At 57.6% G+C, this 24,129-nt stretch carries 21 protein-coding genes; 10 read left to right on the plus strand and 11 right to left on the minus strand.

What is annotated here, in order from left to right; genetic code table 11:
• Nucleotides 1-104: 104 nt before the first annotated feature.
• The gene (gene trpS / locus Z946_RS0110415) at nt 105-1,121 is read right to left on the minus strand and encodes a tryptophan--tRNA ligase (RefSeq protein ID WP_025055675.1); all 1,017 of its coding nucleotides are present in this window, start codon (nt 1,119-1,121) and stop codon (nt 105-107) included.
• 88 nt (nt 1,122-1,209) lie between these two features.
• Between trpS and Z946_RS0110420 the strand changes: the two genes are divergently transcribed.
• Nucleotides 1,210-1,896, plus strand: coding sequence for a rhomboid family intramembrane serine protease (locus Z946_RS0110420; RefSeq protein ID WP_025055676.1), 687 nt, complete (start codon nt 1,210-1,212; stop codon nt 1,894-1,896).
• Between the two features lie 13 nt (nt 1,897-1,909).
• Here Z946_RS0110420 and murJ read toward each other — a convergent pair whose 3' ends face one another.
• The 3 genes from murJ to Z946_RS0110435 form a co-directional block, all read right to left on the minus strand.
• Nucleotides 1,910-3,451 carry a murein biosynthesis integral membrane protein MurJ gene (gene murJ / locus Z946_RS0110425; protein ID WP_025055677.1) on the minus strand — a complete coding sequence of 514 codons (1,542 nt, stop codon included), beginning with the start codon at nt 3,449-3,451 and terminating at the stop codon, nt 1,910-1,912.
• Between the two features lie 140 nt (nt 3,452-3,591).
• Nucleotides 3,592-6,321 carry a [protein-PII] uridylyltransferase gene (locus Z946_RS0110430; protein WP_037969610.1) on the minus strand — a complete coding sequence of 910 codons (2,730 nt, stop codon included), beginning with the start codon at nt 6,319-6,321 and terminating at the stop codon, nt 3,592-3,594.
• A 57-nt stretch (nt 6,322-6,378) separates the two neighbouring features.
• Complete coding sequence (locus tag Z946_RS0110435) at nt 6,379-7,563, minus strand: penicillin-binding protein activator (protein ID WP_025055679.1); 1,185 nt, start codon at nt 7,561-7,563, stop codon at nt 6,379-6,381.
• A gap of 89 nt (nt 7,564-7,652) precedes the next feature.
• Here Z946_RS0110435 and rsmI point away from each other — a divergent pair, with 89 nt between their 5' ends.
• The 4 genes from rsmI to Z946_RS0110455 all read left to right on the plus strand — a co-directional run bounded on the left by rsmI (nt 7,653) and on the right by Z946_RS0110455 (nt 10,804).
• On the plus strand, nt 7,653-8,516 hold the full coding sequence (gene rsmI / locus Z946_RS0110440; RefSeq protein ID WP_025055680.1) for a 16S rRNA (cytidine(1402)-2'-O)-methyltransferase: 864 nt from the start codon (nt 7,653-7,655) through the stop codon (nt 8,514-8,516).
• On the plus strand, nt 8,513-8,881 hold the full coding sequence (locus Z946_RS0110445; protein WP_025055681.1) for a YraN family protein: 369 nt from the start codon (nt 8,513-8,515) through the stop codon (nt 8,879-8,881). Before rsmI ends, Z946_RS0110445 begins: the two co-directional genes overlap by 4 nt.
• A 64-nt stretch (nt 8,882-8,945) precedes the next feature.
• Nucleotides 8,946-9,881: a glutathione synthase gene (gshB, locus tag Z946_RS0110450; RefSeq protein ID WP_025055682.1), complete on the plus strand. Its 936-nt coding sequence runs from the start codon at nt 8,946-8,948 to the stop codon at nt 9,879-9,881.
• A gap of 53 nt (nt 9,882-9,934) precedes the next feature.
• The gene (locus Z946_RS0110455) at nt 9,935-10,804 is read left to right on the plus strand and encodes an alpha/beta hydrolase (RefSeq protein ID WP_241461323.1); all 870 of its coding nucleotides are present in this window, start codon (nt 9,935-9,937) and stop codon (nt 10,802-10,804) included.
• On the opposite strand, the gene Z946_RS0110460 is transcribed toward Z946_RS0110455, so the two are convergent.
• The 4 genes from Z946_RS0110460 to cobU form a co-directional block, all read right to left on the minus strand.
• Nucleotides 10,770-12,284, minus strand: coding sequence for a YifB family Mg chelatase-like AAA ATPase (locus Z946_RS0110460; RefSeq protein WP_025055684.1), 1,515 nt, complete (start codon nt 12,282-12,284; stop codon nt 10,770-10,772). The genes Z946_RS0110455 and Z946_RS0110460 overlap by 35 nt on opposite strands.
• A 79-nt stretch (nt 12,285-12,363) precedes the next feature.
• The gene (locus tag Z946_RS0110465) at nt 12,364-13,047 is read right to left on the minus strand and encodes a glutathione S-transferase (protein WP_025055685.1); all 684 of its coding nucleotides are present in this window, start codon (nt 13,045-13,047) and stop codon (nt 12,364-12,366) included.
• A 60-nt stretch (nt 13,048-13,107) separates the two neighbouring features.
• Nucleotides 13,108-13,689, minus strand: a complete 582-nt coding sequence (locus tag Z946_RS0110470; RefSeq protein WP_025055686.1) for a histidine phosphatase family protein — start codon at nt 13,687-13,689, stop codon at nt 13,108-13,110.
• Nucleotides 13,686-14,216, minus strand: coding sequence for a bifunctional adenosylcobinamide kinase/adenosylcobinamide-phosphate guanylyltransferase (cobU, locus tag Z946_RS0110475; RefSeq protein ID WP_311733214.1), 531 nt, complete (start codon nt 14,214-14,216; stop codon nt 13,686-13,688). The genes Z946_RS0110470 and cobU overlap by 4 nt, the downstream gene beginning before the upstream one ends.
• 88 nt (nt 14,217-14,304) lie before the next feature.
• On the opposite strand from cobU, the gene Z946_RS0110480 reads away from it, so the two are divergent.
• The 5 genes from Z946_RS0110480 to Z946_RS0110500 all read left to right on the plus strand — a co-directional run bounded on the left by Z946_RS0110480 (nt 14,305) and on the right by Z946_RS0110500 (nt 20,043).
• Nucleotides 14,305-15,183, plus strand: coding sequence for an RNA polymerase factor sigma-32 (locus tag Z946_RS0110480; RefSeq protein ID WP_025055688.1), 879 nt, complete (start codon nt 14,305-14,307; stop codon nt 15,181-15,183).
• A gap of 43 nt (nt 15,184-15,226) precedes the next feature.
• Nucleotides 15,227-16,462: a bifunctional phosphopantothenoylcysteine decarboxylase/phosphopantothenate--cysteine ligase CoaBC gene (coaBC, locus tag Z946_RS0110485; protein ID WP_241461324.1), complete on the plus strand. Its 1,236-nt coding sequence runs from the start codon at nt 15,227-15,229 to the stop codon at nt 16,460-16,462.
• Nucleotides 16,459-16,911 (plus strand): dUTP diphosphatase, encoded by a 453-nt coding sequence (gene dut, locus Z946_RS0110490; RefSeq protein ID WP_025055690.1) that lies wholly within the window; start codon nt 16,459-16,461, stop codon nt 16,909-16,911. Before coaBC ends, dut begins: the two co-directional genes overlap by 4 nt.
• Nucleotides 16,911-17,957: a HesA/MoeB/ThiF family protein gene (locus Z946_RS0110495; RefSeq protein WP_025055691.1), complete on the plus strand. Its 1,047-nt coding sequence runs from the start codon at nt 16,911-16,913 to the stop codon at nt 17,955-17,957. The genes dut and Z946_RS0110495 overlap by 1 nt, the downstream gene beginning before the upstream one ends.
• A 73-nt stretch (nt 17,958-18,030) precedes the next feature.
• On the plus strand, nt 18,031-20,043 hold the full coding sequence (locus Z946_RS0110500) for a M3 family metallopeptidase (RefSeq protein ID WP_025055692.1): 2,013 nt from the start codon (nt 18,031-18,033) through the stop codon (nt 20,041-20,043).
• 57 nt (nt 20,044-20,100) lie between these two features.
• Here Z946_RS0110500 and Z946_RS0110505 read toward each other — a convergent pair whose 3' ends face one another.
• From Z946_RS0110505 to mrdA, 3 genes are read right to left on the minus strand one after another with little or no spacing between them, the layout of a single operon-like run.
• Nucleotides 20,101-21,033: a 2-hydroxyacid dehydrogenase gene (locus tag Z946_RS0110505; protein ID WP_025055693.1), complete on the minus strand. Its 933-nt coding sequence runs from the start codon at nt 21,031-21,033 to the stop codon at nt 20,101-20,103.
• 3 nt (nt 21,034-21,036) lie between these two features.
• Nucleotides 21,037-22,176, minus strand: coding sequence for a rod shape-determining protein RodA (gene rodA, locus Z946_RS0110510; RefSeq protein ID WP_025055694.1), 1,140 nt, complete (start codon nt 22,174-22,176; stop codon nt 21,037-21,039).
• Entirely contained in the window at nt 22,173-24,116 is a 1,944-nt protein-coding gene (gene mrdA, locus Z946_RS0110515; RefSeq protein WP_025055695.1) for a penicillin-binding protein 2, read from the minus strand. The genes rodA and mrdA overlap by 4 nt, the downstream gene beginning before the upstream one ends.
• Nucleotides 24,117-24,129 lie beyond the last annotated feature (13 nt).

Genomic DNA, 24,129 nt, shown 5'->3' on the forward strand with positions numbered 1-24,129 from the left:
TTGCTTAAAGCAAAGGTGATCTTATCTCTGCGCTTGCACAATTGGCGCAAACGCAGAGGTTCTGTGCGGTGCCGCTTAAGCTGGACCTTCGGGCGGGCGCTGGCTTAACGGACCATCCCGACGATTTCGTAAGTTTTCTGCAGGATTGGTGCTGTGATCTCGCGTGCTTGCATAGCACCACGCGCCAGTATGCGGTCGATCTCCGTCGGGTCAGCCATCAACCGCGCCATCTCGGTCGAGATGGGGGCGAGCTTTGCAACGGCAAGTTCTGCAAGCAGGGGCTTGAACGTCCCGAACTGCTGACCGCCCACTTCGGCGAGAACGTCGTCAACGCTTTGCTCGTTCAGCGCGGCATAGATGTTAACCAGATTGCGTGCTTCCGGCCTTTCTGCCAATCCTGCGGCCTCAGAGGGCAGCGCATCCGGGTCGGTCTTGGCCTTACGGATTTTCTTGGCGATGGTGTCAGCGTCATCAGTCATGTTGATGCGGGATGCGTCAGACGGATCAGACTTTGACATCTTTTTGGACCCGTCACGCAGGGACATCACTCGCGTTGCTGCGCCTTCGATAACCGGCTCCGTGATCGGAAAGAAATCCACCCCGTAGTCATGGTTGAACTTGGCGGCAATGTCGCGCGTCAGTTCAAGGTGCTGTTTCTGGTCCTCGCCCACAGGTACCTGTGTGGCGTGATAAATCAGAATATCCGCCGCCATCAGCGCGGGATAGGCGAACAGGCCCAGCGATGCGGCCTCGGCATTCTTGCCGGCCTTGTCCTTCCACTGGGTCATGCGGCCCATCCATCCCATGCGGGCCACACAGTTAAAGATCCACGCGAGCTGTGCATGCTCGGGCACCTGGCTCTGATTGATCAGTATGGATTTCTCAGGACTGATACCGCTTGCGATAAAGCCTGCGGCAAGTTCCCGCGTGCTGTGCGCCAGATCCTTTGGATCCTGCCAGACCGTAATCGCGTGCATGTCGACCATGCAGTAAACTGTCTCGATGTCCTGCTCCTGCATCCTAACAAAACCTTGGATCGCACCAAGGTAGTTTCCAAGGTGAAGATCGCCTGACGGCTGGATGCCGGAAAAGACGCGGGGGGTGAATTTGGTATCAGACATGAGGCAGACCTCTGGGGCTGGATTGTTGGCTGTCAGCGGCGTAACTCTAGGGCTTGGCATCGTCAAGCAATGACAAGGAATACGGCCCATGCAAGACCCAGACTTTCAGCCACCGGTCAACCCTCTGCCGCCCGTTGTCACGCTGACATTTATCGCCATCGCGGGCGTCGAAGCGGGATTGTCGCTGGGCGAGGCCGGATTGATTGGCGGGCCAGGGGCCGTTGGCTGGCGTTTGGGCCTTATCCGCGATTACGGTTTTTCAGGGCAGATTTTCGACTGGATGATGGGGAACGGCGTTTGGCCATTCACCGAGGTTATCCGCGCCATTACCTATCCCTTTATTCATCTCGGCTTTACGCATGCGCTTTTTGCTATGGTGCTGCTGTTGGCGCTGGGCAAGCTGGTCGCCGAAGCCATGGGACAGCTGACCTTCGCTGCGATCTTTGTCACGGCAAGTGCTGGCGGCGCTGTTTTATATGCGGTGCTTTTGGATGATCCGGCGTGGTTGGTCGGTGCCTACCCCGGTGTCTACGGGTTGATCGGCGGGTATTCTTTTGTGATGTGGCGACAGCTTGCGGGCACAGGCACACAGCAGTACCGCGCCTTTTCGCTAATCGCCTTTTTGATGGGTATCCAATTGATCTGGGGCGTCTTTTTCGAAGTAGGAACCCAGTGGGTTGCCGAGCTTATCGGCTTCTTTCTGGGGTTTGGCCTGTGTTTTCTACTGGCCCCGGGCGAATGGGCCCGCGTGCGCGACAGTCTCAGGCGGCGTTAATGGCGCGTGGGGCTCAACGGCGGCGCAAACTGCCTTTGATTTCCGAAATACTGACGGCACCCAACACCTGTGCCGATCCGAAGAAGCTGACTGCCCCTATTGCGACAAGTGCGATCAATCCCAGCACCCGCCACCATGGCGTATTGAGCAGGATTTCAAGCATCGCGTTTCCGATAACCAATGCGACGCCCATAAGGGCTGCGGCAAATACTATTCGCCAGATGCGCTTGCGGAACCGGTCATCAAAGCGGACAGCCTGCCCGTACTTGCGCGAACCGACAAACAGGCAAAGTACCATGACCCAGCCCGCAACCGTGGCTGCAATCGCGGGCGATATCCATCCGATATAGGGTGCCAGACCCACAGCCAGCACGACGTTCACAATCATCGCGACAATTGCGAAATAGAACGGACGGCGGGTATCTTCGCGGGCGAAATAGATGGGCTGCAAGATTTTCTGAAGCACAAAGGCTGGCAGTCCAAGCGCATAGACCGCCACTGCCGCGGCAATCGCTGCGGTGTCATCCACGCCGGAGGCACCCCTCTCGAATAGGACGGAGACCAAAGTTTGCGGAATCACCATTAGAGCCACGGCGGATGGAATAGTCAGCGCCAGCGAGATTTCCGCAGCACGGCTGAGCGCATTGCGCGCGCCCTGGTCGTCACCCGCCTGGAGCCGGCGCGACAGGTCAGGCAGCAGTACAACACCCACGGCAATGCCGACGACACCCAGTGGCAGTTGATACAGCCTGTCTGCTGCAAAAAGCCACGAGACCGCGTTTTCATACTGGCTCGCCACCAGTTGCCCGACGACAAGGTTGATCTGCATCACGCCGGAGGCCATCGCGGCGGGCAGGGCAATAACAATCATCGCCCGCATGTCGGGTGTCCAGCGGGGGCGGGCAGGACGCAGGACGAAACCGGCCTCGGCCGCAGCACGCCATGTGAGCGCCAATTGTGCCAGCCCCGCGAGCGGGATGGACCAGATCAGCCAGATTATAACCTCACCGCCCAGATAGGTCCCAAGCAGCATCGCGGTCAGAACAAAGACGTTCAGCAACACAGGAGCCGCTGCCGCGACGGCAAAGCGGCCTGTTGCATTCAATATGCCCGAGAACAGAGCCGCCAGAGACATAAACAGGATGTAGGGAAAGACGACCCGCCCGTAGTCGACAGTCAGATCGAACCTTGCATCGCCTGAAAAACCTTCGGCGGTAAGCCAGACGAAGGCAGGCATAAAGACCATGCCAAGGCCGACCAACAGCAGCACAACAAGTGCAAGGCCGCTAAAGGCATCCTGTGCGAACTTTCCAGCACCTTCTTCGCCTTCGAGCTTTTTGGAGAACATCGGGACAAAGGCTGCGTTAAATGCACCTTCGGCGAAGAAACGCCGGAACATGTTTGGCAGGCGGAAGGCGGCGACAAAGGCATCCATGACAGGCCCCGGCCCGATCAGGGATAAAAGCAACATCTCACGCACGAAACCCAGTACCCGGCTCAGCAGGGTCCAGACGCCGACGGTGAAAAAACCGGACATGAGGCGGATAGGTTTCATTCGGGAGACTCGCGCAGGTCAGTTGACTTGCCATAGCCTGCACAGCCCTTGCGTGCAATCTGGATCATCAAACCCTTGCGGGCATTCGCCGTTATCAGGGAATAGCGCGGGGCATCCGCCGGCGAAAATGTTGACCGACCTTATTCCTCAGCCCGCTCCACACCATCTGCAATCGCCTGACGAAGACGCTTCTCCAGCGTCTTTTGCTTGCTTTCGGAGTGGTACTTCAGGCCGAACATATCCTTAACGTAAAATGTATCTACAACCTGAGCACCGTAAGTGGCGATCACGGCATTGGCGATATAGACGTTTGAATCGGCAAGACTGCGCGCCAGATCGTAAAGCAAGCCGGGGCGGTCGCGGGTATCCACTTCGATGATCGTATAGATTTCGGACCCGTCGTTATCAAAGGTGATATGCGTCGGTACCCGAAACGCCTTCTCACGCTTTTTAATTTTATCACGCGATTTCAGTGCGTCGCGGGCCACCACTTCGCCCTTAAGCGTCTTTGCGATCATTTGGCGCAGGCGCGGCAGACGGCTGGCCTCATATGCATTGCCTTCGGCGTCCTGAATCCAGAACGCATCCGTGATAAAGCCGTCTTTGGTGGTGTAGCTGCGCGCGTCGACCACATTCGCCCCAACCAGAGCGAGCGCACCTGCAAGCCGCGAAAAGATGCCCGGATGGTCCGCCATAACAAAACAGGCGCGGGTTGCGTCGCGGTCTTCATCCGGATGCAGGTCAATGCGGATTTCGCCTTCCCCGATATCGCGAAGCAACTCGGCAAATGCGACATGGGCTGTGACGTGCAAACCCTGCCAATACGGATCGTAATGGCGAGCAGTTTCGGTCTGGAGCGCCTTGCGCGGCCAATCGCTCAGCGCTTCGCGGAGCGCTTTTTTCGCCTCTGCTCCGCGGTTGTCACGATTCAGGTCTTCCAACCCTGTTTCAAGCGCACGCTTGGTCTGGCGATACAGCGCACGGATCAGAACTGCCTTCCAGTTGTTCCACGTGTTCGGGCCGACACCGCGAATATCGCAGACGGTCAGCACGCACAGCAGATCGAGCCGTTTGACTGTCTGCACAGCCTTGGCAAAGTCCCGCACCGTGCGCGGATCGGCGATGTCCCGTTTTTGCGCCATGTCGGACATCAGCAGGTGGTACCGTACCAGCCACTCAACCGTGTCGGTGTCTTCCTGCTTCAGCCCCAATCGCGGCGCGATGCTTCGCACCATTTTTGCGCCAAGAATAGAATGATCTTCCGGTCGGCCCTTTGCGATGTCATGCAGCAGCAGCGCTGTGTAGAGTACTTTGCGGTTCACACCCCGTTTCAGGATGGAGGACGCGACGGGCAGCTCTTCTTCAAGCTCGTTCTTCTCGATCATTGCCAGTGTGGCGATGGTCTGGATTGTGTGTTCGTCAACGGTATAGCTGTGATACATGTTGAATTGCATCATCGCGACGATGTTTTCGAATTCGGGTACAAATGCCGACAGGATACCCAGCTCGTTCATGCGGCGCAGCGCACGTTCGGGGTTTCCGTGTTTGAGCAGCAGATCAAAGAAAATCCGTTGCGCTTCGGCATTGGTTCGCATGGCGTCGTCGATCAGATGCAAATTCGCCTTAATCAGGCGCATGGCATCAGGATGGATCAACATGCCGGTCCGCAAAGCTTCTTCGAATATGCGCAAGAGGTTCAGCTTGTCGGAGAGGAAGGCTTCATCGTCTTCGATCGCTATGCGATTATGAACAACGATGTAGCCAGCCTTGATCCTTGGTCGGCGGCGGAAAATCCGCTCCAGCAAAGGCTCCGCCTTCAAGTGGACCGCCTCGAGGTTCGTCAGGAAAATGCGGGTCAGGTCGCCGACAGTCGTCGCATGCAGAAAGAAGGTCTGCATGAATATTTCGACACCGCGACGTCCGCGTATGTCTTCATACCCCATCGCCTGTGCGACCTGCGCCTGCATATCAAATGTAAGCTGTTCGGTCGCGCGGTTCGTCAGAAGATGAAGATGCCCACGCACAGCCCAAAGGAAGTCTTCGGCTTCGGCAAATGTTTCGTACTCTTCGGGACGGAATACACCTTTGTCCACCAGCTCTGCGATGCGGTCGACTTTGTAGATAAACTTGGCGATCCAGAACAACGAATGCAGATCCCGCAGACCGCCTTTGCCCTCTTTAACGTTCGGTTCCACCACATAGCGCTGCCCCTGCTTCTCATGCCGGCGGTCACGTTCTTCTAGCTTGGCCTCGATAAACTCGCGGCCATTGCCCGAGAAAAGATCAGCATCAAGCGCTTTGGTCAGTTCCTGCTCAAGCTCAACTGCACCGCAGATATAACGATGCTCTAGCAGGGCCGTCTGGATGGTATAATCCTCGGCCCCCAGCCGCACGCAGTCTTTGATTGTCCGGGTAGAGTGGCCAACTTTCAGTTTGAGATCCCACAGCATATAAAGCATGCTCTCGATCACACTTTCGGACCACGCGGTCGCTTTGTACGGGATTAAAAATAGCAGATCGACATCTGAGAAAGGTGCCATCTCTCCCCGGCCATACCCACCGACCCCGATCACGCTCAGCCGCTCCCCCTCGGTGGGATTTGGCTTGGGGTGCAGCACTTGAGACGCGAACTGCAAAGTGGAGCGGACAAGATGGTCAGTCAGATAAGTGTAGGCGCGCGTCATCCCGCGGGCATCGAATGGAGCCGCGGCAAAGCTGGTAGCGATCTGGGCCCGCCCGCTTTTTTGTGCTTGTTGCAGAACCGCGACGGCGGCAGCGCGCCTGTCGCCTTCCGCTACATCTTCGCACGCCTTTTCGAGGTCGCGTTCGACAGCATCCTGATCAAAAATCAGCTGTGCCTCACAAATCAGGCGCGGTGTTTCAACCGCGCCTGTGTTTGGCGTTGAATGTGCAAGCTTAGCCAATTCCTAGAATCCGGCTCCGCCAAAGGCCTGCGGTGCGCCTTCGATCACGACAACAGATTTATTGCGGATTGTGGCAACGGCCAGCCCGCGTTCGTTCGTTCCGTCCTTGCGCAGACGGAAGATGCCGCTGGCACCGCGAAAACCTGCGCCTTGGGTCAGGGATGCACCGGTCAATGCATTGGACCTACCGGTTTTGGCCAAAGCACCGATTGCCGCAATGCCGTCAAAGCCGAGACCGGCCAACGGATGCGGATCAGAGCCGTATGCCCCCCGGTATTTCTGTGTGAAGGCCGAAGAAGCACCAGGGTCAGGCAGTGCAAACCATCCGCCCTGCACACCCGGCAGGCTCAGCGTCTGTGCCGGAATGTCCCACCGTGTCAGGCCGATGAACTGCGTTGAGGCCGGATTTACACCCGCGCTGGGCAGCATCTCGGCAAAGAGGGGCAGCGCGCTGGCGGATGAGGTTGTCAGGAATACTGCATTGGCTCCGGCACCATCAACCGCTGCTTTTACACGTGGCACAGCGGCGGTCACTGCTTCCTGGCTCAAGGCATACTCGACATTACCTGCCAGAGTAGCGCCACTTGCAGATATTGCCTGCTGGATCGCGTTGCGGCCCAGCTGTCCGGCGATGTCATTGGCGTGCAGGACGACGATACGGTCTTTGCCCGCCCGCTTTGCGTATCCGACAAGACGGTTGGCGGTGTTGGCAAAAGTTGGCCCCAGAATAAAGACGTTTCCGCCCGCAATCGTGGGATTGTTTGAGAACGCCAGTACGTTAACGCCCGCGCTCGACGCGGCTACGCCCGCAGCGTTCGCAGATTCTCCGTAGACCGGACCCAGAATGATCTTGGCACCCTCGCTTACCGCTTGCGCAGCCATGCTCGATGCGGTGCCTGCATTTCCTGCTGTGCCATACACACGCAGGTCGATTTTAACGCCATTCAGGTCACGCATTGCCAGACGCGCTGCGTTTTCGATGTTCTGGGCGAGCAGGTTATCGCTCGCTGTGCCGCCACGGGGAACAAGAAGAGCCACGGGCACAGGAGCATTTGCGTCAAGTTTGGGGCCGCCGGAATTCGCAAGCCCTCCCAAGGCGGCAGGATCACAGGCCGCCACCATCAACGCAAAAACAGGCAATACCAAAAGCCGCAATTTCTTGCGGCCGGCTTTGAAAAACGCAAACATCTTGTACTCACTCCCCCAGTGGTTCAGACGGTGAACCCACACCGTGTCACTGTTGAGTGATAATAGAGAGTGGGAATGGCGGGTCCAGTATGAATTATCAAATGGTGCCGCTACAGGCGGGATTGTACTTTGTCGGCGTGCCGATTGGCACTGCACGCGACATTACATTGCGGGCTTTGGATGTTCTTGCCAGCGCAGATGTGCTGGTCGCAGAAGACACACGATCCTTGCGAAAGCTGATGGATATTCACGCAGTTCCACTGCGCGACCGGCGGATCATCGCGCTGCACGATCATACGGGCGAGGGCGTGCAAAAACGGCTGGTGGAAGAGGTGCGCGGTGGCAAATCTGTGGTCTATGCCTCTGAAGCGGGCATGCCATTGATAGCGGATCCGGGCTTTGAATTGTCCCGACTTGCGCGGGCCGAGAATATTCCTGTCACCTGTGCGCCGGGGCCGTCCGCGGTGCTGACAGCACTTGTGCTCGCAGGGTTGCCGACTGACGCATTCTTTTTCGCGGGTTTTCTGCCAAATGCAAAAACAGCACGCCGCACCGCTTTGGAACCTCTGGCGGGCGTAACAGGAACGCTGGCTTTTTACGAATCACCTAAACGCCTTGGCGCGATGCTATCTGATGCCAGCGCTGTGCTGGGCGGTGACCGGAAGGCAGCGGTGTGTCGGGAGTTGACCAAAAAGTTCGAGGAGGTTCGCCGGGGGACACTTGCGGAATTGGCCGAGCATTACACAAACACATCGACCAAGGGCGAAATTGTCGTTCTGATCGACCGCGGACATTCAGAATCCCTTAATCAAATTGATCTAGAAGCCGAGTTGCGCCGTGCGCTGCAAGATATGTCAGTGCGCGATGCGGCCGATCTGGTGGCCCGTGCTCACGATCTGCCGCGACGGCAAGTTTACCAAACCGCCTTGGCTTTGGGGAGAAACGACAAATGACAGATCAAGGGTATCATCGTGGACGTGCCTCGTTTCATGCCGGACTTGCTGCTGAACATCGCATTGCACAGGACTACGAGCGCCGTGGATTTACCATTGCACGGCGACGGTGGCGCGGAAAGGGAGGGGAGATCGACCTTATCGTACGCGATGGCGCAACATTAATTTTTGTAGAGGTCAAGCAAAGCAAATCCTTGGCCCGCGCTGCTCAAAGCCTTTCGGCGCGTCAGATTCAACGCATCTGCCATTCTGCCGAAGAATTCATCGGAAACGAACCAATGGGATGCCTGACAGACATGAGAATTGACGTCGCACTGGTTGATGGGATCGGCGACGTGCAGATCATCGAAAACGCTTTTGCGTAAAGCTGACCCATTGCACACGGCATCCTGCTGCGCCATCTAAGAGGCACGCAGCAAGGATAAAGCCATGAAGATTGCCTTTCAGATGGACCCTATCGGGGACGTGAATATCAACGCCGACAGCAGCTTTCGACTGGCGGAAGAAGCACAGGCGCGCGGGCATTCGCTGTTCTTCTATTCCCCAGACAAGCTGGCTTACCAAGAGGGGCGGATCACTGCCAAGGGCCAGCCTTTCACGGTTCAGCGTGTCCAAGGCGATCACGTCCATATGGAGCCGGAGGTCGAAGTTGATCTTGCGGATTTCGATGTTGTCTGGCTGCGGCAGGACCCCCCGTTCGATATGCACTACATCACGTCGACGCATCTGCTCGATAGGTTGGCAGCCACCACTTTGGTCGTGAATGATCCGTTTTGGGTGCGCAACTATCCTGAAAAACTACTGGTTCTGGATTTTCCTAACCTGACGCCCCCGACGACGATCGCTCGCGATTTGGACACGATCAAGGCGTTCAAAGTCAAGCACGGCGATGTCATCCTCAAACCGCTTTACGGGAATGGTGGTGCGGGCGTTTTCCGTCTCGATACCCAAGATCGCAACCTGACATCGCTTCATGAGCTGTTCACCGGTTTTTCCCGCGAGCCTCTTATTGTCCAGAAGTTTTTGCCGGATGTGTCCAAAGGCGACAAACGGGTTATTCTGGTTGACGGCGAACCGGTCGGCGCAATCAACCGTGTGCCAGCCGAAGGGGAGACACGGTCAAACATGCACGTAGGCGGGCGCCCCGAAAAAATCGGCCTGACCGAACGTGATCTTGAGATTTGCGCGAAAATAGGCCCGCTCTTAAAGGAAAAGGGGCAGATTTTTGTCGGGATCGATGTAATCGGTGATTATCTCACGGAAATCAACGTCACATCTCCCACCGGCATTCAGGAACTTGAGCGGTTTGATGATGTGAACATCGCGGCCAAAATTTGGGAAGTTATTGAAGCCCGCCGCACATGAGCGTCAGGGCGCGTTTGTTAAGCGGGTGGTTGCGTCGGATCGAGCGACCAAAGATGGCGCGCGCCAAAAAGCCGGATGATCTGCGGCGGCAGTTCAGTAGAAGCGCAAAGTTCTTGTTTCATGCGCCCCGCGGAACGCAGATGCAATGGCAGGTCCTTGAAGCCGGCCAGCAACGCGTAGATGCGCTTGAGATTGTGCCAGTAGACTTTCGAGACGATGCTGTTCTGCTTTACATTCATGGCGGCGGATTTGTCTTCGGTTCGCCCAAGACGCACGCGGCGATGGTTGCAACGCTGGGGCGTTCATTGGGATTGAGAGCCGTGTTACCCCGTTATCGTCTTGCCCCCGAGACACCGTTCCCGGGTGCGTTTGATGATGTCAGGGCCGCTTGGGATGGATTGTTGCAATCGGGTGTTTCCCCGTCGCGCATCGTTATCGGTGGTGACAGCGCGGGTGGCGCTTTGGTTCTGTCATTGCTGGCGCAATTGTTGGCGGATAAAGCGGCGCTTCCTGCTGGTGTCTTCTGCTTTTCACCTCTGACTGACCTCAGTTATTCAGGTGAGAGCTTCACAAAGAACGCAGCAATTGACGCGGTGCTTCCTGCTGAACGTGCGCATGCGATGGCCGAACTTTACATGTCGGGCCACAGCGCAGCCGATCCAAAGGCCAGCCCGATTGAAGGCCGTTTTGAGGGCGCGCCGCCTGTATGGATCACCGCTGGCGACACAGAAATACTCTGTGATGACAGTCGCCGGATGGTGCAGTTGCTGAAAAATGCAGGCGTAAAGACAACCTTTGTAGAAGAGCGTGATCTTCCGCACGTCTGGCCGATTTTCCACAACATTCTGCCTGAAGCACGTCAAACGCTCGACAGTTTGGCGGTCTGGATCAGGCAAGTACTGGTGCAGGCAAACGAAAGCTGACCGCTTCGGCGATGTGAGGTTTGCGGACCTGTTCGGACGCGTCAAGATCGGCAATGGTACGCGCCACCCGGATCACACGGTGATACCCCCGCGCGGAGAGATGAAAACGCTCTGCCACGCGGGTCAAAAGTGCGCGTGCATCGGCATCCGGTGTGGCAATTTGTTCAAGCATATCCCCTTCGGCGTCCGCGTTGACCCGCATGCCTTTTTGCCCTTCAAATCGCGCCAGCTGGATCGCGCGTGCATCAGCGACGCGGGCAGCGACTTCGGCAGAAGTGGCACCGCTGGCAGGTAAGTCCAGATCGCTGAAAGCAACGGGGGGCACATCCACACGCAGATCGAAGCGATCCATCAACGGGCCGGAAATGCGCCCCATGTAGTCTTCGCCACATTGCGGGACACGCGCGCAGGCCCGTGCAGGGTCGGAAAGGTATCCGCATTTGCACGGGTTCGCTGCGGCGACCAGCATGAACTTACAGGGATACTTCACATGTGCATTCGCGCGGGCGATCATGACCTCTCCGGTTTCAATCGGCTGGCGCAAGGTTTCAAGCACAGTGCGTGGGAATTCTGGAAACTCGTCCATGAATAACACGCCATTATGCGCGAGGCTGACTTCACCCGGTTTGGCTTGCCGCCCGCCCCCGATAATAGCAGCCATTGAGGCAGTGTGGTGAGGTTCGCGGAAGGGGCGGCTACGGGAAATGCCGCCCTCGTCCAGCAATCCGGCAAGGGAGTGGATCATCGAGGTATCAAGTGCTTCGCTCGCCGTGAGGGGGGGCAGGATTGAAGGCAACCGCGCGGCGAGCATACTTTTACCGGACCCTGGTGTGCCTACAAACATCAGATGGTGGCGACCAGCCGCTGCAATTTCAAGCGCACGTTTGGCGCGTTCTTGTCCCCTTACCTCGCGCAGATCACGGGCCTGTGGGTCAAGGGTAACCTCGCCCGGCAGGGCAGGATCAAGCGGAACCTGTCCGGTATAATGTCGCACAACGTCACCGAGCGACGCTGCCCCGATCACTTGCGCATCCCCAACCCACGCAGCTTCGGCACCCGAACCGATTGGACAGAGCAGACTGCGCCCCTGTTCGGCAGCGGCCATCGCGGCGGGCAGGGCACCGACCACCGGAACCAGTGTCCCATCAAGCGACAGTTCTCCCAATGCGACCACCCCTTGCGTGATGTCATCTGGCAGGATGTCGAGGGCCGCGAGCAGGGCGAAGGCGATAGGCAGATCAAAATGACTACCTTCTTTGGGCAGATCTGCCGGGCTGAGATTCACTGTGATCCGCTTGGACGGCAATGCAATCGCCATAGAGGTAAGCGCAGTGCGCACCCGGTCACGGGCTTCGGACACGGCTTTGTCTGCCAATCCTACAATGGAAAAAGCGGGCAAACCGGGTGTCACAGCGCATTGCACCTCAACCATTCGCGCCTCAACGCCTTGGAATGCTACCGTATAGGCGCGTGATACCATACCTGCCTGTCCTTCGAACACTGGTCCGAAGTCAGGCTTAGGTAAGGATTGTTTAGGTTTAGTTAACGAAGATCAGCTGTCACGCCACAGGCCATGGGCGTGTTGGCACGCCGAAATCATAGGGGAAGGGATCGTAGGTTACTTTTTGTCCCTCTGCCCGCCATGCCTTGAATGCGGCATCGTTCAGCGTCGTTTCACAATAAACCTGTGCGCGCTCGTTTACCGGCAGATCATATCCGACAATCCGTGCCGCGACCGGGGCGAAAAACGCATCGGCCAATGAATATGTTCCAAACAACCATGGGCCGTCTTCTGTCCGCATTTCTTGAGCGTGCTGCCAAAGGGTTTGCAGGCGGTCGAGATCTGTTTGCACCTCGGCGCTTACTGCAAAACCGGTATTCACATGTTGCAACTGCATAGGGCAGGAGCCGCGCAAACTGGAGAAACCGGCACACATTTCTGCGCTGATCCAACGCGCAGTTGCGCGCGCTGCGGGATCCGTTGGCCACATCGCGATTTCGGGATGTCTCTCTGCCAATGTCTCGGCCATCGCGATGCTTTCGCCAACCACTGTGCCTTCCGGCGTGCGCATGGCGGGCACAAGCCGCGCAGGTGCAAGCGCGGCCAGTTCCTGCGCCATCGTGCCGCTGTAAAGGCCGACCAGATGGGCGCGGTAAGGCAGGTTGAATTTCTCCATCATCAGCCAGCCCCGCAAGGACCAGCTGGAGAAGGTACGATCGCCGATATAAAGGTCATATGTCATGGCCGTGACGCTATGCGGATTTCCCCAATTCGCGCAAATTGAAATTTGTGCGGGGGTAGATCACGGGAGGTGATTGATGCCGTGCACCTGCCACTTTCCGTTATCATGAGAGAGGGTTGTGACGGAAAAGTTGTCAATTTTATGTGACATCGCCTGATACGCGCCGACCGCCATGGCGCGCTGTACCTGCGTGAGGATCACACCGAAATGGGCGACAGCGATGATATGGGCATCCGCATGTTCTTCGTTCAGTGCGTCAATCACCCGGTTCACCCGCGCTGCCGTCTGGTTCCAGCTTTCACCATCAGGGGCTGCAATGTCCCCTGGTTTCTCCCAAAAGGCGCGGGAAAGTTCCGGATCGCGATCTGCAACATCTTTGAAATGCATACCATCCCATATGCCAAAGTCGATCTCGCGCAGCCCCGGGTCATGGGGCAGGCGGTGATGGTCCGCGCCCATCACTACATCAGCAGTGGTGACGCAGCGGATCAAATCGGAAGAGATGATCTTTGCCTGCGCTGGCAGGTGGGCACGCAAGCGTGAGATTTGTTCTTTGTCAGAAAGATCGGCAGGGACATCGCGCCAACCGACAAAGTTCTTTTCATGGGTTGGCCCATGTCGGACCCAATGCCAAACCGTCATGGCAGCGTACCTTTTAAAACCAATGGCAATCCCGCAATCACTTGTACGGCCAGTGTCGCCTCGGATGCGAGCATGATATTCAGTGCCCCCTGCGCTTCACGAAACTGGCGGGCAAGGGCGTTGTCAGGCACTATCCCTTGTCCGACTTCATTCGAAACAACCACCCACGGCGCGGCGCATCTGCGCAGCGCTTCGCGCAGATCGTTCTGCGCCTGATCAAGTTTGTTTTCCGCCAGCATATGATTGCTCAACCACATCGTAGCACAGTCGACCAGCACAACGTTTTCCGGTGTCAGCCCGTCCAGTACCCCACCAACATCAAGTGGTGCCTCAATCGTTTGCCAACGATGATCGCGTCTTTTTTGGTGATTTTTTATGCGTGCCTGCCCTTCATCATCAAAGGCCTGTCCGGTCGCGAGGTAGATCATTGATAAACCGTAGCTTTCCGTCAGTTGCTCCGCCCAAAGCGATTTGCCGGACGATGCGCCTCCCAATACAAACGAACGCTGCGGTAACATTTTTTCCATCTTTTTTCGGAACCAGAACTGCCCGCTCTGCGTATAGAACCCAAAGGTCAGTCACAAGACAGGCCGGAGGTTCAGGGAAAAACAGAATATGGCTTTGCAGACAGCACGCGAATTTTCACTCACCCGTACCGCGATGAAAGCAGAACTGCTGGATGCGGAAACCGAATTGAAACTGGCCTACGCCTGGCGTGATGAACGTGACGAGGCCGCGCTGCACCGTCTGATCACCGCTTACATGCGTTTGGCTATCTCTATGGCAGGCAAATTCAAGCGGTATGGCGCGCCGATGAATGACCTTATTCAGGAAGCTGGGTTGGGTCTGATGAAGGCGGCTGACAAGTTCGATCCTGATCGCGGAGTTCGGTTCTCGACATATGCTGTCTGGTGGATCAAGGCGAGCATTCAGGACCACGTCATGCGCAACTGGTCGATGGTCCGTACCGGTTCGACCTCTTCTCAAAAATCCCTGTTCTTTAATATGCGTCGCGTACAGGCCCGTCTGGAACGTGAAGCCGCCGCAGTGGGAGAAACGTTGGACAAGCATCAGCTGCGCCAGATGATCTCGACCGAAATCGGTGTTCCGCTGCATGATGTCGAGATGATGGAAGGGCGTCTGTCCGGCTCCGACTATTCCTTGAACGCCACCCAATCGACCGAAGACGAAGGTCGCGAATGGATTGATGCGCTTGTCGATGACAGCGCACAAGCCGCAGAGCGGGTTGAGGAAAGCCATGATACAGAGCAACTTCGTGCGTGGCTTTTGTCCTCCATGCAGGAATTGAATGAACGCGAACAGTTCATCGTACGCGAACGCAAATTGCGCGATCAGCCACGTACGCTGGAAAGCCTCGGTACGGAATTGAAGCTCTCGAAAGAGCGTGTGCGCCAGCTTGAAGCGGCGGCGTTTATCAAGATGCGCAAGTCTCTCGAAGGCCAATCTCGTGAAGTCCTTCATTTCTTAAACTGACCCTGGGCCGCTAGAGGGCTGGCACAAGTCCGCATTGCGTCCTATGCTCTTGCAAAACAAGGGATATGAGGGCGCTATGGGGCTGTCAGGAAAGCATATTTTGCTGATTATCGGCGGAGGGATTGCAGCGTTCAAGTCGCTTGATCTGATCCGGCGTTTGCGCGAACGCGGGGCCACGGTCACACCGGTCTTGACACGCGCGGGCGAAGAATTTGTCACACCTCTTTCGGTTTCCGCCTTGGCCGGCACCAAGGTCTTCCGCGATCTGTTCGATCTCGGGGACGAGGCCGAGATGGGGCATATCCAACTTAGCCGCGTTGCGGATCTGGTTGTTGTAGCCCCTGCGACAGCGGACCTGATGGCGAAGATGGCGCAGGGACATGCAAATGATCTGGCCTCGACCCTGCTGTTGGCCACGGACACGCCGGTGATGATCGTTCCTGCGATGAATGTGCGCATGTGGGATCATGCCGCCACCCAGCGTAACCTCAAGACTTTGAAATCAGACGGTATTACGGTCGTAGGCCCGAATGAAGGCGACATGGCCTGCGGCGAGTTCGGTCCCGGTCGTATGTCAGAACCGCTTGAGATTGCCGCGGCAGTCGAAAAGGCGGTCGCAAATGGACCGCTCACAGGAAAGCGGATCCTTGTGACATCCGGTCCGACCCATGAACCCATCGATCCTGTGCGCTACATCGCCAATCGTTCGTCCGGGGCACAGGGCACGGCAATCGCGCGGGCATTGGCAGCGCTGGGCGCACATGTGGTTTTCGTCACCGGACCGGCTGACGTACCCCCACCTGAAGGCGTTGAAGTTGTGCGGGTGCAGACCGCGCGGGAAATGCTTGACGCCGTCGAAGCGGCTTTGCCCGCGGATGCAGGTGTCTTTGCTGCCGCCGTGGCTGATTGGCGCATGAAAGACGCTCATGAGGAAAAGCTGAAGAAATCCAAAGACGGTTTGCCGGTCCTCAGCTTCGCCGAAAATCCCGACATCCTGAAAACTGTAAGCCACAAAACGGACGGGCGTCCAGCCCTAGTGGTCGGCTTTGCTGCTGAGACAACCGATGTGCTGGCCCATGCGACTGCCAAGCGGGATCGCAAGGGCTGTGACTGGATCGTGGCGAACGATGTTTCTCCTCAAACAGGGATCATGGGTGGTACGGAAAATGCGGTGACTTTGATCACGGACAGTGGCGCAGAGGAGTGGCCGCGTATGGCCAAAGAGGCCGTTGCAGAAAAACTGGCCGACCGCATCGCGCAAGCTTTGGGTGTGGCGTGACCCTGATCCGCTGTCGCTGGGCCGATGGTGCCGATCCTGACGTGGGTTTGCCACATTATGAGACGGCAGGTGCCGCCGGTGCCGACGTGCGTGCAAACTTACCCGACGGTCCGGTCGCGCTGGCCCCTATGGAACGCGCGTTGATTTCGACTGGATTGCAAATGGAGATTCCCGAAGGGTTCGAGGTGCAAATCCGACCGCGCTCCGGCCTTGCGCTGAAGCATGGCATCACCCTTTCAAATGCGCCCGGAACGATTGACAGTGATTACCGCGGTGTTGTCGGTGTGATCGTTCAGAATGCGGGCGACGCCCCGTTCGAGGTGATCCACGGTATGCGCATTGCGCAGATGGTTGTCGCCCCCGTGGTGCAGGCTACGTTCGAGACCAGTGACGATCTGGCCGCCACATCGCGTGCCACAAGCGGATTTGGCTCAACCGGAGTGAAGTGATGTTATTAGTCCTGCTTTTGGTTGCTGCTATCTGGTTCGGGGGCGGCTGGCTTGGCATCCCGCGCGAGGTGCGTGCAACGTTGCTGGCGCTGCTTTTTGTGGCGGTGCTGGGCATTCAGGTGGCTTTTCCTGAAACGCATCCGCTCCGGCTTGCGACGGGCGGGAGTGCTGCGCCTTGGCTGATCCTCGGCGGTTTTGGCGTTCTGGTCGCGGGGTACTTGCAGGTGCTCAAAAGACTGCGCTCACGTGCCGTTGATCCGGTCGCTAATGCAAACCCTGACGCTAAGGCAGAGGCTTTCTCGGAAACCGAGCTGAACCGCTACGCCCGCCACATCGTCCTACGGGAAGTCGGAGGTGCCGGTCAGAAGGCGCTCAAGAATGCCAAGGTTCTGGTGATCGGGGCCGGTGGTCTTGGCAGTCCTGTGTTGCAGTATCTGGCGGCCGCAGGGGTGGGCACCATCGGCGTTATCGATGACGATACCGTTGAGAACGCAAATTTGCAGCGACAGGTCATTCACAAGGATGCTGACATTGGCACGCCCAAGGTTTTCTCGGCCCAAGCGCATATGGAAACGCAGAACCCTTTCGTGACTGTCAAGCCCTATCACCGCCGTCTGACCGATGACATCGCTACCGAATTGGTCGCGGAATATGATCTGGTACTGGATGGTACGGATAACTTCGCCACGCGGTATCTGGTGAACGCGGCCTGTGTTTCGGCTTCTGTGCCGCTGATCTCCGGCGCGTTGAGCCAGTGGGAAGGACAGATGTCTGTGTTTGACCCCGCCAAGGGTGCGCCATGCTATCGTTGTATATTCCCCGAAGCGCCAGCCGATCATCTTGCGCCAAGTTGTGCCGAAGCAGGTGTGGTCGGGCCTTTGCCCGGCGTTGTGGGTGCCATGATGGCCGTTGAGGCGGTCAAGGTGATCACAGGGGCCGGTACAGCCGCTCGCGGTCAAATGCTAATCTATGATGCCCTCTTTGGTGAAAACCGTTCCATACAGATTGCGCGACGCGCCGATTGTGAGACCTGCGGCACCGTTTGAACCGGTTGAATCTCCGGCGCGCGATTGTAACCCGATGCCTGCGCCCATAGCTTGAGCGCAAAGGAGACCTGACATGACAAACCCCCTGCTTTCCGAATGGAACACACCTTTCGGCATCGCGCCCTTCGACGAGATCAGTGATGATGATTTCGCGCCCGCGCTTGATACTGCGCTGGCAGAGCATAACGCTGAAATTGACGCAATCGCGAGCAATTCAGCATCGCCTACTTTTGCCAATACGGTTGAAGCGTTGGAAGCGGCGGGTGACGCGCTCGACAAAGTTTTGGGGCCGTTTTTCGCGATGGCAGGTGCTGACAGCAACCCCAAACGTGAGGATCTGCAACGCAACTTTTCCCCAAAGCTTGCCGCCCACTTCGCTGAAATTTCAGGCAATAAGGCCCTTTTTGAAAGGGTGGCCGCAGTCTGGGACCAGCGCGATACCCTCGATCTGAGCGATGAGCAGGCCCGTGTTCTGATGCTGACCCACCGCGGATTTGTACGTTCCGGCGCGGCGCTGGAGGGCGCGGATGAGACGCGGATGAAGGAAATCAAAGGCCGACTGGCAGTGCTGGGGACCCAGTTCACACAGAATTTGCTGGCGGATGAGCGGTCCTGGTTCATGCCTTTAGAAGAAGCTGATTTGGAAGGCTTGCCTGACTTTGTGGTCGGAGCCGCGCGTGCAGCAGGGGAAGAAAAGGAGGCTGGCGGTCCGGTTGTGACCCTGTCGCGGTCGCTGATTGTGCCATTCCTGCAGTTTTCACCGCGCCGCGATCTGCGTGAAAAAGCGTTCCGCGCTTGGGAAGCTCGAGGAGCCAATGGTGGCGAAACGGACAATCGCGCTATCGCTGCCGAAATTCTGTCGCTGCGCGAGGAACGTGCCAAGTTGTTGGGCTATGCCTGCTTTGCGGACTATAAGCTTGAGACCGAGATGGCCAAAACGCCAGCTGCCGTACGTAAATTGTTGATGGACGTTTGGGAGCCTGCGAAGGCGCAGGCAAAGGCCGATGCCGCCAAGCTGACAGAGATGATGCAGGCTGACGGCGTAAACGGTGATCTGGCACCGTGGGATTGGCGCTACTACGCTGAGAAGCGCCGTGCGGTTGAACATGATCTGGATGAAGCAGCGCTAAAGCCCTACTTCCAGCTGGATCGCATGATCGAGGCATCGTTTGCCTGTGCAACGCGTTTGTTTGGGTTGCAGTTCGAACCGTTGGACGTGCCGCTATACCATCCCGATTGCCGTGCGTGGGACGTGACCCGTGACGGCAAACATGTGGCTGTTTTCATCGGTGACTACTTTGCACGCGGTTCGAAACGGTCCGGCGCTTGGTGCTCTGCCATGCGCTCTCAGGCCAAATTCCCGCAAGTTCAAACCCCGATCGTGATCAATGTCTGCAACTTCGCCAAGGCGGATCCGGCACTGCTATCCTACGACGATGCCCGTACATTATTCCATGAATTTGGCCACGCGCTACACCAGATGTTGTCAAATGTGACCTACGAGAGTGTCTCCGGCACATCCGTCGCGCGTGATTTCGTCGAGCTGCCCAGCCAGCTGTACGAGCACTGGCTTGAAGTTCCCGAAGTGCTGGGCGAGTTTGCCACTCACGCCAAAACAGGCGAACCGATGCCGCGCGAAATGCTGGACAAGGTGCTGGGTGCTGCAACGTTTGATATGGGGTTTCAGACCGTGGAGTACGTTGCCTCAGCACTGGTTGATCTGGCCTTTCACGAAGGGGAGGCGGCAGCTGATCCTATGGCCAAACAGGCTGAAGTGCTTGACGCGCTGGGCATGCCGGATGCCATCCGGATGCGTCATGCCACACCCCAGTTTGCGCATGTTTTTTCCGGTGACGGATATTCCAGCGGCTACTACAGCTACATGTGGTCCGAGGTAATGGATGCGGATGCCTTCGAGGCCTTTGAAGAAGCGGGCAGTGCCTTTGATCCCGAACGCGCGCGTGCGCTGGAGCAGCACATCCTGTCCACTGGCGGCTCACAGGATGCAGCAGAGCTCTATGTCGCATTCAGAGGGCGTCTGCCGGGCGTGGAAGCGCTACTGAAAGGGCGTGGCCTGGCCGCATGAAGAAAAACCGGAGGGGTTTCCCCCTCCGGTCCGCTTACATTTTGGAATTCTGTCGGATCAGTAGCCCAGCTCGCGGTCCACGAGGTAGAGGAATGGCTCCCCCGCTTCACCGCGCCGGATGTTTTCAACAATCACTTCGCTGGCTGTCACTGCCCTTGTCTCTGCCGCGATATGGGGCGTCACCGTTACCTTCGGATCGCTCCAATACGGATGATCGGCGGGCAGCGGTTCCACCCTGAATACATCTAGCGTTGCGTGGGCAATCTGCCCGTCGTCAAGGGCCGCTAAGAGCGCATCGTCGTCAATCAGTGGACCGCGTCCGGGGTTGATGATGAACGCACCTTCCGGCATGAGATTAAGCGTTCGCGCATTTAGTGTGTTCTCTGTCGCGGGCGTGTCCGGCAAAAGCAGTACGGCGATTTCGGCTTTGGCCAATGCAGCGTCCAGACCGTCCTGACCATGCAGGCAAGTCACGCCGGCAATCTCTTTAGGGCTGCGCGACCAACCGGTGACTTGAAAGCCAATTGCCAGAAGGACTTCGCAGACAGCGGTCCCCAGTTCGCCAAGCCCCAGAACCACAACGTTGCGTTCTTGCGCTAGCGGCGGCGTGCGCGGTGCCCAGATCGTATCATTGCGCTGGATATCGGTATCTATTCCCAGATGGTGCCGCAGAACATGTGCGGTGACCCACTCGACCATCGCCCGCGTCAGACCCGGATCAACCATTCGGGCCAAAGGAAGCTTCAGCGTTTCGTTACCGGTAATCGCCTCTACCCCCGCCCAGAGGTTCAAAACGGCCTTGGTGCGGGCATATGGCGTGAAATCCTGAAGCTCGCTATTGGGAGCATAGACAATATAATCGACATCCTCCGGCGGGATATCCATCGACAGGTTCGCGTCGAGCCCGGCTGCAACCAATGCATCACGCAAGGGCTGTTTATATGTGTCCCAACGCTCCGCTTTGGCGGCGAAAAGGATATTCAGTGTCATGGATTACCTCGGTCGGTGAACATGGGCGGATTGTACCAGCCCGAAAGCCAATAGCAGAACCAGCATCGCTGATCCTCCATAACTGACAAGCGGTAGGGGTACACCCACAACAGGGGCCATACCCATGACCATGGACATGTTCACAGCGAAGAACAAAAAGAAGTTCAGTGCGATGCCGAGTGTCAGGAGAGACGAGAACCGGTCTTTATTGCGGATCGCGGTGACCACGCAAAAGACGATGATCAAGGCGTACAGCGCGAGCAGGGATATGGCCCCGACAAATCCGAATTCTTCGGCCAGTGTGGTGAAGATAAAATCGGTATGCTTCTCGGGCAGGAAGTTGAGCCGCGACTGCGTGCCTTGCATAAAGCCCCGTCCGGTCCAGCCCCCGGACCCCAGTGCAATCTTGGATTGGGTAATGTGATATCCTGCGCCCAAGGGATCAGCGGCCGGATCAAGAAACGTATCAATCCGGCGGTACTGGTAATCGTTCAGCAACTGCCAAGCGGTGCCGCGCGACTGGAAAACGGCTGTGACCAACCCGATTCCTGCGGCTATGACGACTGCAAAGTATGCCCAGTGCACACCAGCCAGAAACATGAGGCCCGCACCGGCCGTCAGCAGCAGGATCGAGGTGCCCAGATCAGGCTGTTGCAGAACCAGGGCGGTCGGCAAAAGAATGATCCCGACCGGAAGCAGCACCCAGAAAGGATGCGACACGCGCCGCGCAGGAAGCCAGTCATAATAGGCGGCCAAAAACATCACGAGCGTGATCTTCATCAGCTCGGATGGTTGCAGGTCTATAAAGCCGAGGTCGAGCCAACGCTGTGAGCCTTTGCGCGAGTCGCCTACAAACGCGACGGCCAACAGGAGGACAAGCGACACACCGTAGGCCAGGCCGGACAGGTTGCGCCACAACCAAATAGGCACCAGCGCGACCCCGAGCATGAGGGCGAGACCGAGACCGAAGCGCTTCATCTGCGGTTCAGCCCAAGGGCTGAAAGACCCGCCCGCGACGGAATACAGCATGAGGAAGCCGACACCGCAGACCGAGGCCAGCAACAGCGCCAGTGGCCAGTTGAGGTGCAATATCTTGCGAAAACCCGTCGGGACGGATTTGACCGTATATTCGAGATAACTCATGCTTGATCTTTGCCGTTTATCGCGGCTTGGGGCTGCACATCACGCAGGCGCTTTTGTTGTGTCTTGATGCGTGCGCGGTCGCCTGTCGGATAGGCTTCCAACGGCGGGGGGCCGTCCGCCATGGCCTGCAACATCACATCGCGGGCAATGGGGGCCGCAGCAGTAGATCCGCCACCGCCATGTTCCACCAGCACAGACACCGCATAGCGCGGTTTGTCATAGGGGGCGAACGCCACGAACAGGGCGTGGTCACGACGCTCCCAAGGCAAATCGGAATTTCGGGTTACGCCCCGCGCGCGTTCAGCTGCGGTAATATTGCGCACCTGACTGGTGCCGGTTTTGCCGGCCATGCGCATACCGTCTGCGATGATCCTGCTTCGGTACGCTGTCCCGCGCCGGTCATTGACCACTTCGTACATCGCGCGACGCATCTTTCGCAGGTTGTTCTCGTTCATATCGAGCGGCCCGCCGCCGCCCGATGGTTGCTCGACGCCATCCACCGACTTGATCAGGCGTGGCACCACAGCGCGGCCCGTGGCAATCCGCGCGCTCATCACTGCAAGCTGTAACGGAGAGGCAAGCATGAAGCCTTGCCCGATGGAGGCATTGACCGTGTCACCGATAACCCAGTCCGCACCGCGAGAGGTGCGCTTCCACTCTTTGGTGGGCGTCAGGCCGGAATTCACGGAGGACAACGCCAGATCGTGGCGGATGCCAAGGCCAAAACGCTTGGCCATCGCCGAGATCTTTTCGATCCCGACCTTGAGGGCCAGATCGTAGTAATAAACATCGCAAGATTGCTTGAGTGAGTTTTCGAGATCGACCCACCCGTGACCTGCGCGTTTCCAGCAGTGGAACTTGCGATCAGCCACTTCGAGGTGTCCGGGGCAGTAGACAGTTTCATCAGGCCCCACGATCCCTTCTTCGAGGGCCGCCATCGCTGTAATCATCTTGAAGGTGGAGCCGGGCGGATAGGCACCCTGCACCGTCTTGTTGACGAGAGGCCGATAAGGCGAGTTCAGAAGCGGGTCATAGTCTTTGGATGAAATGCCGCCGATAAAGAGATTGGGATCGTAGCTGGGCGCTGATGCAATCGCGGCCAGATCACCTGTTTCACAATCAATGATGACGACAGCGGCACTTTCGTCGCCGAGACGGGCCTGCACGTACCCTTGCAACTTGCTATCGATTGTCAGCTGCAGGTCGGCCCCCGATTGCCCCTCACGGCGGTCCAGTTCACGCATTACGCGGCCGGTTGCGTTGACCTCGACCTGTTTGGTGCCCGCAGCACCGCGTAGCGCATCCTCGGCGCGGGCCTCTACGTTGATCTTGCCGATCTGGAAGCGCGGAATGCGAAGCACCTGATCGGGGTTTTCCAGCGCATCAAGGTCTTTCTGGCTGACCCGACCGACGCGGCCCACCACATGCGCGAAATCCGATCCGCGCGGATAAACCCGCGTCAGACCGACCTCTGGCGTGACACCGGGCAGGGCAGGGGCATTGACGCTGACTTTGCTGACCTCGTCCCAGCTGACACCTTCCACAATCGTAACAGGCAGGAAGGGCGCAGAGCGTTTAAGCTCCTCCAGCGCGCGCTCGTAGGTTTCGAGATCGATGTTGATGATCTGGCTCAGCCGCGCCATCACGGCGTCCACATCGCCTGCATCTTCGCGCACCATTACAATGCGGTAGCTGGGTACATTTTCAGCCAGACGTACACCGTTGCGGTCAAAGATCTCGCCACGCGCAGGCGGGATCAGACGGATGTTGATGCGGTTCTCCTCGGCCAGAAGGCGAAACTGGTCCGCCTGATCCACTTGCAAATACCGCATGCGGGCGGCAAGCCCCCCCATGAACAACAGCTGCACACCCCCCAAAAGGGCCGCGCGGCGCGTCAGTTTGGCGTGGTTTGCATCGTTTTCAGCGCGGTTGCGTCTCATGATCCGATCTCCC

It is taken from the genome of Sulfitobacter noctilucicola (assembly GCF_000622385.1).
Classification (GTDB): Bacteria; Pseudomonadota; Alphaproteobacteria; order Rhodobacterales; family Rhodobacteraceae; genus Sulfitobacter; species Sulfitobacter noctilucicola.